The 13833-nt window shown below is 46.9% G+C and carries 17 protein-coding genes; 5 read left to right on the forward strand and 12 right to left on the reverse strand.

Annotated features, from left to right (window positions below):
* Together porT and ubiE are read right to left on the reverse strand one after the other, a co-directional pair.
* On the reverse strand, positions 1-783 hold the full coding sequence (gene porT / locus L0U89_RS04590) for a type IX secretion/gliding motility protein PorT/SprT (protein ID WP_234860457.1): 783 nt from the start codon (positions 781-783) through the stop codon (positions 1-3).
* Positions 732-1454 (reverse strand): bifunctional demethylmenaquinone methyltransferase/2-methoxy-6-polyprenyl-1,4-benzoquinol methylase UbiE, encoded by a 723-nt coding sequence (gene ubiE, locus L0U89_RS04595; protein WP_008628040.1) that lies wholly within the window; start codon positions 1452-1454, stop codon positions 732-734. Before ubiE ends, porT begins: the two co-directional genes overlap by 52 nt.
* A 154-nt stretch (positions 1455-1608) precedes the next feature.
* On the opposite strand from ubiE, the gene yihA reads away from it, so the two are divergent.
* The 3 genes from yihA (at position 1609) to L0U89_RS04610 (ending at position 3111) form a co-directional block, all read left to right on the forward strand.
* A complete protein-coding gene (gene yihA / locus L0U89_RS04600; RefSeq protein WP_234860458.1) occupies positions 1609-2217 on the forward strand; it encodes a ribosome biogenesis GTP-binding protein YihA/YsxC in 609 nt (202 codons plus the stop codon).
* Between the two features lie 55 nt (positions 2218-2272).
* Entirely contained in the window at positions 2273-2707 is a 435-nt protein-coding gene (locus tag L0U89_RS04605) for a DUF5606 family protein (protein ID WP_234860459.1), read from the forward strand.
* Between the two features lie 89 nt (positions 2708-2796).
* A complete protein-coding gene (locus L0U89_RS04610; protein WP_234860460.1) occupies positions 2797-3111 on the forward strand; it encodes a hypothetical protein in 315 nt (104 codons plus the stop codon).
* Here the strand turns inward: L0U89_RS04610 and fbp are convergent.
* On the reverse strand, positions 3105-4160 hold the full coding sequence (gene fbp, locus L0U89_RS04615) for a class 1 fructose-bisphosphatase (protein WP_234860461.1): 1056 nt from the start codon (positions 4158-4160) through the stop codon (positions 3105-3107). The genes L0U89_RS04610 and fbp overlap by 7 nt on opposite strands.
* A 57-nt stretch (positions 4161-4217) precedes the next feature.
* On the opposite strand from fbp, the gene L0U89_RS04620 reads away from it, so the two are divergent.
* Positions 4218-5492: an aspartate kinase gene (locus L0U89_RS04620; protein WP_234860462.1), complete on the forward strand. Its 1275-nt coding sequence runs from the start codon at positions 4218-4220 to the stop codon at positions 5490-5492.
* Here L0U89_RS04620 and L0U89_RS04625 read toward each other — a convergent pair.
* A complete protein-coding gene (locus tag L0U89_RS04625) occupies positions 5481-6356 on the reverse strand; it encodes a fructosamine kinase family protein (protein WP_234860463.1) in 876 nt (291 codons plus the stop codon). The genes L0U89_RS04620 and L0U89_RS04625 overlap by 12 nt on opposite strands.
* Positions 6349-6834, reverse strand: a complete 486-nt coding sequence (locus tag L0U89_RS04630; RefSeq protein WP_008628000.1) for a low molecular weight protein-tyrosine-phosphatase — start codon at positions 6832-6834, stop codon at positions 6349-6351. The genes L0U89_RS04625 and L0U89_RS04630 overlap by 8 nt, the downstream gene beginning before the upstream one ends.
* Positions 6835-7280: 446 nt before the next feature.
* On the opposite strand from L0U89_RS04630, the gene L0U89_RS04635 reads away from it, so the two are divergent.
* Positions 7281-8114, forward strand: a complete 834-nt coding sequence (locus tag L0U89_RS04635) for a glycosyltransferase family 2 protein (RefSeq protein ID WP_234860464.1) — start codon at positions 7281-7283, stop codon at positions 8112-8114.
* A 50-nt stretch (positions 8115-8164) separates the two neighbouring features.
* On the opposite strand, the gene rsmI is transcribed toward L0U89_RS04635, so the two are convergent.
* From rsmI to lptC, 7 genes are all read right to left on the reverse strand, one after another.
* Positions 8165-8881, reverse strand: coding sequence for a 16S rRNA (cytidine(1402)-2'-O)-methyltransferase (rsmI, locus tag L0U89_RS04640; RefSeq protein WP_234860465.1), 717 nt, complete (start codon positions 8879-8881; stop codon positions 8165-8167).
* Positions 8882-8883: 2 nt separating this feature from the next.
* Positions 8884-9111: a 4a-hydroxytetrahydrobiopterin dehydratase gene (locus L0U89_RS04645; protein WP_234860466.1), complete on the reverse strand. Its 228-nt coding sequence runs from the start codon at positions 9109-9111 to the stop codon at positions 8884-8886.
* Between the two features lie 17 nt (positions 9112-9128).
* Entirely contained in the window at positions 9129-9395 is a 267-nt protein-coding gene (locus tag L0U89_RS04650) for a DUF493 family protein (protein ID WP_234860467.1), read from the reverse strand.
* Positions 9396-9548: 153 nt separating this feature from the next.
* Positions 9549-11660 (reverse strand): peptidylprolyl isomerase, encoded by a 2112-nt coding sequence (locus L0U89_RS04655; protein ID WP_234860468.1) that lies wholly within the window; start codon positions 11658-11660, stop codon positions 9549-9551.
* A gap of 73 nt (positions 11661-11733) precedes the next feature.
* On the reverse strand, positions 11734-13029 hold the full coding sequence (locus L0U89_RS04660; protein ID WP_008627982.1) for a hemolysin family protein: 1296 nt from the start codon (positions 13027-13029) through the stop codon (positions 11734-11736).
* Positions 13029-13247, reverse strand: coding sequence for a hypothetical protein (locus tag L0U89_RS04665; RefSeq protein WP_008627981.1), 219 nt, complete (start codon positions 13245-13247; stop codon positions 13029-13031). Before L0U89_RS04665 ends, L0U89_RS04660 begins: the two co-directional genes overlap by 1 nt.
* Before the next feature lie 5 nt (positions 13248-13252).
* Positions 13253-13780 carry an LPS export ABC transporter periplasmic protein LptC gene (gene lptC, locus L0U89_RS04670; RefSeq protein ID WP_234860469.1) on the reverse strand — a complete coding sequence of 176 codons (528 nt, stop codon included), beginning with the start codon at positions 13778-13780 and terminating at the stop codon, positions 13253-13255.
* Positions 13781-13833 lie beyond the last annotated feature (53 nt).

A 13833-nucleotide genomic window follows, 5' to 3' on the forward strand; every position in this document is an offset into this window, starting at 1 on the left:
CTATTGGAAATGCAGGTAGAGTGTAATGGATTTCCTCCGCATTTCCGAAATCGCATCGCGGAAAGCCGGATTGGTGGCTTCGGCCCTGTACATATTCAGCAGGCCATGGGAAAAGCGCACTTCAGGGGAGAATTTGAAATATTTGAAATAAAAGTCAAAACCCAGACCCAAATCGACGGTAACGTCTCGGCCCAAAGTGGCGATGTCCTCTATATCGGCTTCCTCCTGTTCCTTTGTCCGGAACATGTAGGAACCCCCTCCAGTGAAGAACATGCGCGTATTATTGAAGCGTTGGGCTTTGTATTTGAATAGCAGGGGGAATTCGACCATCGTGGCCTCGTTGACGTAGGTTTCGGTATTGCGCAGAAAGTTGTTCTCGCCATTTCCGGGCTGTGAGACTGAAAATGTGTTGACATCGGTTCGAAACTCGTAGAAGCCTACTTTCGGCGTGAAGAGGATGTTTGCCTGGTCGTGCAGGCGGAAGGTCACTAAGAATCCCAAGGAAAAGCCAGCGGTGTAGACCGGGACGATGCTTTGGATATCCCTTAGCTCTGTATTGTTGGGGTCCAAAAAGGCGTCTGAGTATTTCAATCGCCAATAGTTGGTATGCGTCGCCAGAAAAAATCCATAGGAAACCAACTTGTCGTCCTGTCCCGCCTTGCTGATTTCACCATACCTTGCCTGCCCCAATGCCGGGACGGTCAACAGCAGGGTAAACAGGAGGAAAAGGCTTATTTTTGCCCGATATAGATGGAACTGATGCCGAAAGTGAGCGGTTTGCATTGCGTGTTTTTAAAGCCGACTTTTTTCAATACTGCCAGGAAATCTTCTCCGTCCGGGAAAGCTTGGACTGATTCGGGTAGGTAAGTATAGGCCGCATTGTCTTTGGAGACAATCTTCCCGATTTGAGGCAGAATATATTTGAAATAAAAGTTATATCCTTGCTTCATCGGGAATTTTTTGGGCTTTGAAAACTCCACGATTACCGTCTTTCCTCCAGGCTTGAGCACCCGGTACATATCCCGGAGTCCTTTTTCCAGATTTTCAAAATTCCTGACACCGAAGGAAACGATCACGGCATCAAATTTATTATCCTCAAAAAGCAACCTTTCCGAATCTCCTGTCTGCAGCTCGATTCGGTCGTCGAGTTTTCGCTTTTTGAGTTTTTTCCTTCCCTCAGCAAGCATGCCTTCCGAAATGTCCACACCGATGATCTTGTCAGGATTCAGGGCCAAGGCTTCAATGGCAAAGTCCCCCGTCCCAGTCGCAATGTCCAATATAAGCTTGGGCTTGTCGGCAGCCAGCATTTTGACTGCTTTCTTCCGCCAGGTAATGTCGATGCCCAAACTGAGAAAGTGGTTCAAAAAATCATACTTTTTGCTGATGTTGTTGAACATCTCGGCTACTTGTTCTTTTTTGCCTTCCTGCTTGTCTTTGTAGGGTACTACTGCCATGAATCTTTGAAAATGAAGCACAATATTACTGAAGAAACCCGAGCAATCTAAAATTGTTGGCGATTATGGCAAATCACCTGCATTTCTTTGGGACTGTGGCCGACAGGAGATTTCCGCCCAAAAGCCTTACCTTTGGGCCTCAAACAAAAGTGCCATGATCAAGAAAGCCGTTTTTTCCGTCAGCAACTCCGATTATACCAAATGCCCTAAAACGGATAAACCTGAGATCGCATTCATCGGCAGATCAAATGTCGGCAAGAGTTCCCTGATCAATATGCTGGCGGGTGTCAAGGACCTCGCCAAGACATCCGGCAAGCCAGGCAAGACCCAGCTCATCAACCATTTTGAGATAGATGGCAGGTGGTACATGGTCGATTTGCCAGGGTACGGCTATGCGGTCGTCAGTAAGTCAACAAAGTCATCTTGGGAAAAGATGATCCGGGGCTACCTCACCAATCGGGCAAACCTGATTGCCGTGATGGTCTTGATCGACAGCAGGCTGGAGCCGCAGAAGATTGATTTGGAGTTTATCACTTGGTGTGGAGAGCATGACGTTCCGTTTGTCTTGGCGTTTACCAAAGCCGATAAGCTCGGGTTGGAAAAAACCAAGGTCAGCATCCAAAGATTTCTGGATGCGGCAAAGGAGATTTTCGGGGAAGAACCCCAGTATTTTATTACGTCCGCCAATAAAAGAGAAGGAAAGGAAGAGCTGATTAGGTTTTTCGAGGCCGAAATATCAGAATATTATGAGGCACTTGGCTGATCCTTGGGCATTCGACGGGATGTCTTATATTTGCAGGCCTTAACCAACAAGAAACATGAAATTCAACGAAATAGCCACCATTTCAGGCAAACCTGGTCTTTACAGAGTACTAAAACCCTCACGCGGAGGGGCAATTTTGGAATCTTTGGATGAAAAGAAGACAAAGCTTGTAGTTGGTGCCAACCATCGGGTTTCCATTTTGGCAGAAATCTCCATTTACACCATGACCGAAGAGGGCGCAACCCCGCTGTACGACGTAATGAAGAAAGTCCATGAGGAATTCAACGGAGACCCCGGACTGGACGCCAATGCTGATGCGGACGAGCTGAGGGCTTTTCTGAAGCACGTTTTGCCTGACTTTGACCAGGAAAAGGTGTATCCTTCCGATATCAAGAAATTGGTGGCATGGTATAAAATCATCAGCTCCCATGCACCGGAGGCATTTGCGGAGTCGAAGGAAGAAGCAAGCGAGGAAACGGCGGCTGAATAAAAGCTTTGCAAAAAAAGCCCCCAAGGTTATTGGAATCTTGGGGGCTTATTCATTTCGATTACATCAGGGTCCTAAGCGCATTGTACATCATGGAAAATGAGAACCGGGAGTTGTTGAAAGAAGCCGCAGGTCTGATTTCCTCTGATCTCCAAACGCCGATTTCCATGCAGGACTGGGATGAAGAAGCGCTTGTCCAGTACCTTACCCCGCTGGTCCGCGGCATGTTGGATCGGGATTTCAACCGATTTCTCCAAATCTGCTATCGGATAGACCTCGGGGAGAAAAAGCTCAAAACCATCCTTGCCGAAGCCCCACCTGAGACACTGGCCGAAACACTTGCCCGAGAGTTGGTCGCACGCCAGGTACAAAAGATACTCCTGAGGAGGAAGTACTCGGGTCACTGAACCAAGACTCCTTTTCTGGCTACTGTCGTGGCATTTTTCTTTAGGAAATTCCCCGCTTCATCCACCATGTTTTTGGAGCCGATAAAGAGTGGTGTCCTTTGGTGCAGCGCCGTTGGTTGGATGTCCAATATCCGGCCGTGTCCATCCGTAGCTTTTCCGCCCGCCTGTTCTGCGATAAAGGAAAGCGCATTGGCTTCGTAAAGCAGCCTCAGTTTTCCTTTGGGAGATTTTTGTGTAGCGGGATAAATATAAATTCCCCCTTTCAGCAAGTTTCTATGAAAATCCGCCACCAGTGATCCAATGTACCGCGCGCTGTAGAGTTTCGCCTTGCAGTGTTCTATATACTCTTGCAATCCGGCTTCAAATTGGTAATAGCTTCCCTCATTGACGCTGTAGATATTTCCGTCGGAGGGAGCGACCATGTTTTGGTGGGAAAGAAAAAACTCTCCCAAGGATGGCTCGTAGGTGAAGCCGTTGACGCCATGGCCGGTGGTGTAGACGAGCATTGTGGAGGAACCGTACAGCACATATCCTGCGGCAACTTGTTGATTGCCGGGCTGCATGATATCTTCGGGTTGAATGGGGCTACCGATGGGTGTCACGCGCCTGTAGATGGAGAAAATGGTCCCGATCGAGATGTTCACGTCGATGTTGGAGGAGCCGTCTAGGGGATCAATTGCCACGACATACTTTCCGGAGCCATTTTGCAAGTCGATTACTTCGTCGTCTTCTTCCGACACGATCGCACAGACTTCTCCGCCTTTTGTCAGGGCTCTGGTGAATCGGATATTGGCAATGACGTCCAATTTTTGTTGCTCCTCTCCCTGGACGTTGGTTTGACCAAATGCACCACCGATATTTGCCAATCCGGCACGGTTTGTTTCCCGGTTGACAATCTTTGCTGCAAGCGCGATGTCCCTCAACAACTGGGAGAGTTCTCCGGATGCGAACTGGAACTCCTCCTGTTTCAGCTTGATGAATCTGTCCAAAGTGGTGCCCACTGGATAGGCAAGGGACGAGGTGTTAGGTGAATAAAGTTTTGTTTTCATAAAATTGGAAAAATACAATATTTGGGTTTATCTACAGAAAATTACAAATAATTTCGGATGTCAAAAATTTTTGTTTTCAAATTTGGAGGGGCCTCTGTAAAAGATGCTGCATCCATTCAAAACCTTCGCAACATTTTGCACAATCGATTGCGAAATCCAACCGTCATCGTCGTGTCAGCCATGGGGAAAACGACAAATGCCTTGGAAGAAATCCTCGGGCTGAAACTGGCGGGAGAGGATTTTTCTTTGAAAAGTACAACACTGAAGAACTATCACTTGGGGATTTGTGCCGGGCTTTTTGACAAGGAGCACAGGGTTTTTTCGGTCGTCGAGAATTACTTTTCCCAGCTGGAGCGATTCCTACACAAGAAGCTCAGCAAAGAAAACTACGACGAGTACTACGATCAGGTGGTATCGTTTGGAGAGCTCATATCCTCCCGGATTGTGCAGGAATACCTTTGCGAGTCGGGGATTTTTTGCGTTTGGCAGGATGCCAGGGAGGTGGTCATTACCAATGAAGACTATCGATTTGCAAAGATTCATTGGGAAAAGACTGCCCAACTTTGCCAAAAGATACTCAGGCCGATCTTGGAACAATACCCAATCGTGACACAGGGATTTATCGGAAGTGAACCTGGTGGAAAGACCACCACCTTGGGCCGCGAAGGCTCAGACTTCACGGCGGCGATATTGGCTTCCGGTCTGAAAGCGGCTTCTGTGACGATTTGGAAGGATGTAGACGGGGTATTGAACGCCGATCCCAAGCGATTTCCAAACACCGTCAAGTTTGACGAACTGGATTACCGCGAGGCTGCCGAGCTCACTTATTATGGAGCTTCTGTCATCCATCCCAAGACGATCAAGCCGCTGGCTAATATGGGGATCCCGCTGTTTGTGAAGTCGTTTATCCATCCTGAGGGAAGTGGAACCAAGATACACCAAGTGGATAGGGCAAATACCGTTCCCTGCATCGTCGTCAAGGATTCCCAAATCCTCGTCAGTTTCAAAGTCACCGATTTTACTTTCATCAATGAAGCCCACATCCATCAAGTGTATTCTGAATTGGAGCGGCTGAAGTTGCGGGTCAACCTGCTGCAGACTTCTGCGATCAGCATTTCGATCGTTATCGACAAGGAGCTTTTCAAATTGGAAAAACTTATCGCGGCACTGACCAAGGACTTTGAAATCAGGTACAATGAAGGCTTGCAATTGATCACAGTCAAAAACCATCAACCCGAAATCATGGCAGAATTGGTGGCTGGAAAGGAGGTTTTGCTGGAGCAAATTACCAGGACTACTTTTCAGATCGTGGTAAAACCTTCAGCCAACTAGGTATTTGACGGTCTTTTCGATCGGAGGGAGGTAGCTTGTTCCAAACAATAGCAGGTGAACCAAAAGTGGATACAGGTTATAGATCGCTTCCCTTTCTTCAAATCCCGGTTCGAGGGGAAACACCTCATCGTAGCGATTGTAGAATCGCTCGGAGAATCCCCCAAAAAGCTTGCTGAATGCGATGTCCATTTCACGGTGGCCGAAATACACAGCCGGGTCAATCAGCGCAGGCTTGCCCATCGCATCTGTCATCACATTACCCGACCAAAGGTCGCCGTGAATCAAAGCTGGTTTTTCTTTTGGGAAAATTCCCTGCAACTTTGGGTAGATCGACTGAAATTTTCTTAAGAAAGGCGCATCAATCATGCCCTTGTAAAAGGCCTTTCCGACGAGCGGTTCCAATCTGTTGGAAATAAAAAAACCGCGCCAATCCTCTTGAATTGAATTGATCTGTGGCAATGAAGCGATGTAATTGTCTTCCTGTAGCCCAAACTGTTTTTGGGTAGCCATGTGCAACTCGGCCAAGCCCTCGCCCAGGTTTTCCCAATACAAATCCGCATTGCGACCAGACTCAACCCATTCCATCAGCAGGAAGTTTTGATCCTGCTCCCTGCCAAAAGCGATTACTTCCGGAACGGTGAGAGAGGTATTGGATTTTAACAGCCGTAGTCCCTCCGCCTCTCTGAGGAAAATATCAGCGGATGGCTCAAAATTTATTTTAAGAAAAAATCTCCCCGATGAGGTGCCCACAAATATGCCTTGATTGATATTCCCAGCCGCAATCAGTCTGAGGTTTACACCACCCGAAACATCTCCAAGGCATTTTGAAAGGATTTTGTCGATCAAATCCTGTTGCTCAAACATAGATATTATGCTCGCTTTTGAGGTGCTCCATGAAGTGGTCGATGGATTCATCCAATATTCGGAAAACATCGTCGAAACTATCGTCACCGCCGTAGTAGGGATCGGGGACTTCCAATTGATCGGGGTTTGGGTGGAACTCCCGCATGAGGTACACGCGTTGGTTTCCTTTGCCAAATCGGTTTACGAGGGTATTGATGTTGCGCTTGTTGGAATGATCCATCGCAATGATGTAGTGGAACTCCCGAATGTCCACCCGATTGATTTGACGGGCGCGGTGATTGATCGGGATATTGTTGCGTCCTGCACAGGCAATGGTACGTTCGTCAGGAAGTTCACCGATATGGTAATCGGACGTGCCGCAGCTGTCACAGGTGAATTTTCCATGCAGGCCTTGGGAATGAACCTTGTGGTTAAAAATCGCCTCAGCCAATGGCGAACGACAAATATTTCCTAGGCAAACAAACAATACTTTTACCATACAACGGGCTTATCTTAAAGGTCTGATAAAGATACAATTTAGCAACTTTTTGTATATGTGTAAGGCTTGGGGGGTGCAAGCAATTGAATGATAGGAAAAAATAGAAATATTATTTTGAACTAGCCATAGTTGAAGGGAAGAATTCCTCAAAAATCCGAGAATCAGTGACTTTTTGAAGAGAAAAGAACATTTCCTGAACTTCTAACCAAACAATGTTCTGAAATTTTTTTTCTGCAAATTTCGCATCAAATGGAGGGATAGATGAAGTGGAGATTTTTGAACTTTTAAGTTTCGGCTTTTAGGCTTTCTCCTTTCATTATCCTGCATAACGTTTTAGTTTCTCCATGCCCACTTGAGTTTGCATTTTATTTTGGAGACTTTAAGCGGTACCTTTGACCATCCAAACAATGATGCGGGCCATGCAGGATTCGACTTCGACAAAACCCTTGAAAAAAATCGCAGCCATCACCATGGCGCGCAATGATGATTTCTTTCTCACGCGTTGGATTGGCTATTATGGCCGGGAATTGGGCGAGGAGAATATCTTTATCTACTTGGACGGAGAGGATCAACCTATTCCGAATAATGCGGGAAAATCCAATGTCATCCACGAAAAGCGGGTCGTCGAACATGTCATTTCGGCCGAAAAACGCCGATTGGGCTTTTTGTCAACCGTTGCGAAATCACTTTTGGAGCAGTATGATATCATCATTGGTGTGGATGCGGATGAATTCCTTGTCGTGGACCCAAAACTCGGTAAAAGCCTTCGGGAATACCTCAGCGAAATCGAAATCAATCCCTCTGTATCCGGGCTTGGGATGGATGTGGGACAGCACCTTGATTTGGAGAAGACGCTCGACAAGAGTGCTCCATTTTTGACTCAGCGGTCCTATGCCTACCTGTCCTCCCGCTACACAAAGCCCTCCGTCATTTCGCAGCCAGTCAATTGGGGTTCTGGGTTTCATCGGGTAAAAGGCCGCAATTTCAAAATTGATCCAAATCTCTACCTTTTTCATTTTGGTTCGGTGGATTACAAGATGATTCAAGACAGATTCCTCGACAAAGACCGGATGGCGACGGGACGTGCCGGGCATATAAAAAAGCGCGCTAAAACGATCGATATCGTCACTCAATCGAAACCCAAGACTGAAGAAAAATGGCTGGCAATCGCCCGGAGAATGCAAACCTTTCTGAGGCCGGTGTATGCTTGGAACAAGCCTACGATGGCGAAATTAAAATGGGTAGTCAAGATTCCGGACCGGTTCAGAGGAATTGTCTGATTCGTCCGAAGCTGGGAAAAAGTCCTTTTATAATCTTGAGGCGATTTTGATCAGTCCTCTTCCTCCCGACTGCGGCCGGTTTTTCCTCTTCCCTCGACTACAAGGACGATTTCGCCCTTGATGGGGTGATGTTGATAGTATTCCACCAATTCGTCGAGTGTGCCCCGGACGTTTTCTTCAAACATTTTGCTCAGTTCACGCGAAACGCTCGCCATCCTGCTGGGGCCAAATACTTCCGCAAACTGCTCCAAGGTTTTCATCAGTCTGTGGGGCGATTCGTAAAATACCATCGTGCGCGATTCGGTGGATAGTTCCTCCAAGCGTGTTTTTCTGCCTTTCTTGTGGGGCAAGAATCCTTCGAATGTGAATCGGTCATTTGGCAGTCCCGAGTTGACCAAGGCAGGGACAAAGGCGGTTGGACCTGGGAGGCAATTGACTTCCAATCCAGCTTCCTTGGCCGCTCTCACGAGCAGAAAGCCAGGGTCGGATATGCCCGGCGTACCTGCATCACTGACCAAGGCAATTACCTCGCCCTTCTTCATCCTGTCGACAAGTTTTTCCACTGTCTTGTGCTCGTTGAAGATATGGTAGGATTGCAGCGGCTTATTGATCTCAAGGTGTTTGAGCAGCATTCCGCTGGTCCTGGTATCCTCTGCAAGTATGACATCGACGGATTTGAGCGTCTCAATCGCCCTCAGGGTGATGTCCTTTAGATTGCCTATAGGTGTTGGAACGAGATAAAGGCTTACATGATTTTCAGCACCCATACTTAAATCGCGTCGATGGCCGCGGCCAGTTTGTGGTCTTTTTCGGTCACTACGTTTCCTGCGTCATGGGTGGTGAGTTCTATCGTGACGGTATTGTACACGTTGCTCCAATTGGGATGGTGCTCGTGTTTTTCAGCCAAGAAAGCAACTCTTGTCATAAAGGCAAATGCCTGTTGGAAATCCTTGAAGCGAAAGGTCTTTTTGAGTCTATTGTTTTCCTCCGTCCACATGGTTCAAGTTGGTTTTGTTAGAGTGAAATGACACCTTCTACCTCGGCGGCTTTGTCATACACTGCCAAAATCGCATCACTGCTTGGCATCATGGCTCTGATTGTCGCCGACACGTAGGTTCCTTTGGATGAAGTTTTGAGGGTCATCTTGTTGTTGGGCAAAATCGCACCAATCTCGTTTTCTTTTCCACTAGGTACGATGAACTTGAACATATAGAGGGTGGGAAAAGAAGTTTGAGCTTCCAGTTTTTCCTTAAAGGCTGTTCTGTTGAAGGTATCTTTCATAGTCTGCAAATTTAAGGGTTAACAACCTTGAAAGAAAAATAAATCCCGAGCAACGTCTTTGGCTCTCTTTTCCTGAATTTACTGGGAATTGAAGAAAGAAAAAAACCCGAGGAATGCTCCACGGGTTCTTGCTTAATCAGTGTTTTCTGGATTTTAGAAGAATTTGTACCTGTAGTCTTTTACATCGGCCAATTCCTCCAAAGCCATCATGATCATGTAGGCAGTCCTTTGTGAGGTGTTCAAGGTCAATTGTCTTTGATAACCGCTGTAGTCAGCGATTTCGCCTGCAGGAGTCAGGCTGTTGAGTTTGATAACGATAATTCCAACGTCCTCATGGATTGGCTTGCTGATATCGCCTGGGTTTTTCAAGCCAAAGGCTGCACCGATTGCTCTTGGAGCAAATCCAACGCCCGGCAATACGGAGGCATTCAGTCTCAAGTCAGGGCTTTTGTCCAAAGAGGATTCATTTGGAAACACAGCCTGCATCTCTTCCAAAGAAGCCTTGCCGTTGATTTTTTCCTTGATGATTTCTGCTTTCTTATCGTTGCGGACTTGTACCAAAACCTGTGCACGCACTTGGTCCAAAGTTGCCGTACCTTCTTCGTAGCGCTTCTTCAACGAAGCCACGATATAGGCATTGTCCAATTCAAATACAGGTGACACCGAGCCCTCTGAGGCATCATTGAATGCCCAACGGATCACTTCCCGCGCATTTTGGAGGTTGTTGAGGTTTCTGGCAAAAGCATCTACATTGTTTGCCTGGATGATACGCAAGCCATCTTTTTCTGCGTTTGCAGTAAACTCACCGGCATTTCCGGTATTTGCAGCGAAGGAATCAGCTCTTCTGAACACGTCGTTGCGGGTAGCATCGCTCGGACCCAACTCCAACTCGATGGTAGCGATCTTGTAGGAAGTGGTTTTAGGCAATTCGGTGATGCTGATGATGTGGTAACCGTACTCAGTTTCTACCAATCTATTGATCAATCCGGTGGATTTGGCTGCGAATGCTGCTTCGGCGAATGGTTCTACGAAATCAGCTTTCGCAAACCATCCCAAATCACCGCCTCTTTGGGCTGTACCATCTTGTCCGTATTGGGCGGCCGCAGTCGCAAAGTTCAATCCGTCTTGAATTTCCTTCAGCACCTTCTCGGCATTTTGCCTTACTTCCGCTTTGGCATCGTCGCTCAAACCCTGTGCGCTGAAAAGAATATGCGCCGCTCTCATCCGTGGGGTTCCGTCAAATTTGGAAGTCACTTTGTGGCTGATATAGGTCGACCGGTTGGTCAAGAAAGGACCGTAGGTTTCGCCGACCACGATGTTGTCGACATTGCTGGTCAAGGTAGCAGGAAGGTCTTCACCTGGGCCATAGGTCATAAATGGACCATTACCCTGTGAGTTTCTGATCGCAAAGGCAGAATCAGAAGCCGTGTTGCGAAGCTCCTCAGTCAATTTGGTGATTTCAGCGATCACCGCAGCAGAGTCTTCACCGCTTGGAAGCAGATCGAAGGAAATGTATTCGAGGTCGGCCGCGTTTTTGACTTTGAACTTGTCCTTGTTCTTGGTAATGTAGGCTTTCAACTCATCGTCTGAAACCTTCACCGCCGTGTCGGAGATGGCGTAGAATGGAATGAACAAATGGTCCACATCCGCTACGCTATTGGCCATTTTGTGCTCGAGCTTGCCTTCTTTGGAAGTGGAATATTCAGAAGTTGATAGCAAGTTGTCATATTTGATCCTCAACCTGGCATTGGCAAAGGTTTTTTCCTGCTGTTCCCAAAACGCAACTTGTTCGGGGCTGGCTGTCTCCAATGACTGTAAGAAGCTGATCAACTGCGCCCTGTCAAACTCGCCAGTTTGTGGGTTGGTGAGTTGCTGACGAAGCTCGGCGACGATGTTTTTTCCTTGCACCATATCTACCAATTCAGGGTCGGATACAGTTAGTCCAAGTGCTTCATACTGTTTTGCAAAAACTTTGTCCACGATCAAGGCCTGCCAGGCTTGCTCGCGGATGCTATACATATCTGCTTCGGAAGGAGTTCTTCCGGTACTTTGTTGAAAGGAAAGCTTGATCTGTTCGATCTTTTGGATGTATTCTTCATAGGACACATCTTCACCTGCAATCTCCCCTACGTAATTCCTGCTGTTCCCCAAAAGGGTCGAGTTTGGACTCAAAATATCCCCTCCTACGAGGAAGAATATCAAGCCAACTGCGATTACACCGATTGCAAGACCTGTTCTCTGTCTGATTTTTTTAATTAAAGCCATTCGCCTTTTTTTTAAAGTGCCGCAAAATAATTCAATCTCCCCGTAAATTCAAAATAAAACCGCTGTCAATAAATTACTTAATGGGTTCACCGTCACCGTGGATTTTGAGCCTGAGTGTCTCAATCCGGTGCTCGAGTTTTGAGATGACAGTAAAAGTGTAGGAACCATAGGTGATGGATTCTCCTTTTTGGGGGATGTCTTCCGTGAGGGAAAGTATGAAGCCAGAAAGGGTCTCAAAATCGCCATAAGGAAGAGACCAGCCGTATTTTTCGTTCAAATAATCGATCTCATGTCGGGCGCTCAAGAGATACTCATGGTCCGAAATCTTCTGCTCGATCAGGTCGTCGCTGTCATATTCATCCTGGATTTCGCCGAATATTTCCTCAATGATATCTTCCATACTGACGATGCCCGATGTACCGCCAAACTCGTCCACCACCAAAGCCAAGCTCTTTCTTTCTTTGATAAATTGTATCAAGAGCTCATTGGCTAATGCCGATTCGGGTACAATGATAATGGGTGTGAGGATGTCAGCGATCTTTTTTGGCTTTTTGAATAGTTCAAGTTGGTGGCAATAGCCGACTACATTATCGATGCTTTCGCTGAAAACGATGATCTTGGTATGGCCACTTTCTGCAAATACCTGCTTGAGGTCGTCCATCGTATCATCGATTTCCACTGCTACGATATCTGTCCTTGGCACCATGCATTCACGGACTCGGATGGTCTTAAACTCGACCGCATTATCAAATATCCGCGTGTCCATATCGACTTTTACATCTTTCCCGCTGTGCCGCAGGTTGTTTTGGATAAAGCTGTTCAAGTCAGTGATCTTAAAAACCGGCTTGTCCTCGCTGTAATCATATCCCAATACCTTGGTGATAAAGAATCTACTTAGACCCACAACCAACCATACAATCGGGTACATGATCGTATAAATCACTTGAAAAGGCAGCGAGAAAGCCGACAGCAGGCTGTTTGGATTGAGCATGAAAATACTTTTTGGCAAAAACTCGGCAGTCACCAGAACCAAAATAGTCGATAAGAAAGTCTGCAATAGCATCACTGAAGCCTGATTGTTCAGGCCAGGAAGGTACGATTGCAGCCAAGACTGTATCCACGGCTCAAGCAGGTTTGCCATAAAGATGCCGTAGACGACAAGGGCGATGGTATTGCCAATCAGGGTTGTGCCCAAAACCTGTCCGGTTTGCTTCACCATCCGAGAGAGGATTTTTCCTGATAGTAGACCTTGCTTGTTTTGCAGCTCGATCTGAAGGCGGTTGGCGGAGATATAGGCCATTTCCATTCCCGAAAAGAAAGCCGAGAAAATCAAGGTAATGACCACATATATAAGGTATTGGCTTTCCATTATTTCCTTTTTTTGGTTTTGGGTAGCGCAGGCTTCTTAATGTCGCCGGTCGTCTCTTGCCCTGTGTTGTTTTTCCGATATTTATACCAAAATAGCAAAGCTACCGCCAACATAAAAATGGGGTAGGAAAAGGTGATGCCGCCCACTATAGTCTGATGTGTGCCCACGATTACCAGGGCAGCAGACAAAGAAAGCAAGAGAATATCGGTCAGTTTCATTTTTGCTACATTCCTTCCCCGGGTAGTATCGTGCGGCTGTTGGTCACTTTGTACATTTTGTATTCGTTGAAACCCTCATCGGCCTCCATTCCCGTGCCGTTGAACACGGTTTCCTTCTCACGCACGGTTACGAATTTCTCAGTATAGATCTTTTTGGCATTGGGATCCCAAAATACCTCCTCTGATGCGAGACTTTGGTCTTTTTCAAAGTTTTCGACACGCACGTCACCTTCTCCTCTGTATAGGTTGGCATTCCGATCAAAATAGCCGCGATCCGCCCGCATGGTCGTCGTCGTATTTCCTTCTTTGTCAAAAAACTCAATCTCGATGCCCTCGGGAAACTCGATGTTGCCATTTTCGAATTCCATCTGCTTTTTGGCCTTCAGGTGCGTACGTACGATCGTGGAGTCGCTATGCACGAGGTCGATGTTATACGCCACGCTGACAGGTCCGGTGTATTTTTCCAAGAGACTCACGTCCACGGTCTCCCTGCAGCCAAACAGCGTCAGCGAAAACAGAATTAACAGGATCAATTTTGAATGTGATTTGATCATTGCGCTGCAAAGATACCAAAGTAGGGATTGCT

Source organism: Mariniradius sediminis, assembly GCF_021491425.1.
GTDB classification, from domain to species: Bacteria; Bacteroidota; Bacteroidia; order Cytophagales; family Cyclobacteriaceae; genus Mariniradius; species Mariniradius saccharolyticus.

What these genes read in the sequence shown, in the direction of transcription:
- ubiE (WP_008628040.1), bottom strand. Translation starts at nt 1,454, where the DNA reads ATGGCAGTAGTACCCTACAAAGACAAGCAGGAAGGCAAAAAAGAACAA.
- L0U89_RS04610 (WP_234860460.1), top strand. Translation starts at nt 2,797, where the DNA reads ATGGAAAATGAGAACCGGGAGTTGTTGAAAGAAGCCGCAGGTCTGATT.
- L0U89_RS04655 (WP_234860468.1), bottom strand. Translation starts at nt 11,660, where the DNA reads ATGGCTTTAATTAAAAAAATCAGACAGAGAACAGGTCTTGCAATCGGT.
- rsmI (WP_234860465.1), bottom strand. Translation starts at nt 8,881, where the DNA reads ATGGGTGCTGAAAATCATGTAAGCCTTTATCTCGTTCCAACACCTATA.
- fbp (WP_234860461.1), bottom strand. Translation starts at nt 4,160, where the DNA reads ATGAAAACAAAACTTTATTCACCTAACACCTCGTCCCTTGCCTATCCA.
- L0U89_RS04650 (WP_234860467.1), bottom strand. Translation starts at nt 9,395, where the DNA reads ATGAAAGATACCTTCAACAGAACAGCCTTTAAGGAAAAACTGGAAGCT.
- L0U89_RS04645 (WP_234860466.1), bottom strand. Translation starts at nt 9,111, where the DNA reads ATGTGGACGGAGGAAAACAATAGACTCAAAAAGACCTTTCGCTTCAAG.
- L0U89_RS04665 (WP_008627981.1), bottom strand. Translation starts at nt 13,247, where the DNA reads ATGAAACTGACCGATATTCTCTTGCTTTCTTTGTCTGCTGCCCTGGTA.
- porT (WP_234860457.1), bottom strand. Translation starts at nt 783, where the DNA reads ATGCAAACCGCTCACTTTCGGCATCAGTTCCATCTATATCGGGCAAAA.
- L0U89_RS04605 (WP_234860459.1), top strand. Translation starts at nt 2,273, where the DNA reads ATGAAATTCAACGAAATAGCCACCATTTCAGGCAAACCTGGTCTTTAC.
- L0U89_RS04660 (WP_008627982.1), bottom strand. Translation starts at nt 13,029, where the DNA reads ATGGAAAGCCAATACCTTATATATGTGGTCATTACCTTGATTTTCTCG.
- L0U89_RS04630 (WP_008628000.1), bottom strand. Translation starts at nt 6,834, where the DNA reads ATGGTAAAAGTATTGTTTGTTTGCCTAGGAAATATTTGTCGTTCGCCA.
- L0U89_RS04625 (WP_234860463.1), bottom strand. Translation starts at nt 6,356, where the DNA reads ATGTTTGAGCAACAGGATTTGATCGACAAAATCCTTTCAAAATGCCTT.
- yihA (WP_234860458.1), top strand. Translation starts at nt 1,609, where the DNA reads ATGATCAAGAAAGCCGTTTTTTCCGTCAGCAACTCCGATTATACCAAA.
- L0U89_RS04620 (WP_234860462.1), top strand. Translation starts at nt 4,218, where the DNA reads ATGTCAAAAATTTTTGTTTTCAAATTTGGAGGGGCCTCTGTAAAAGAT.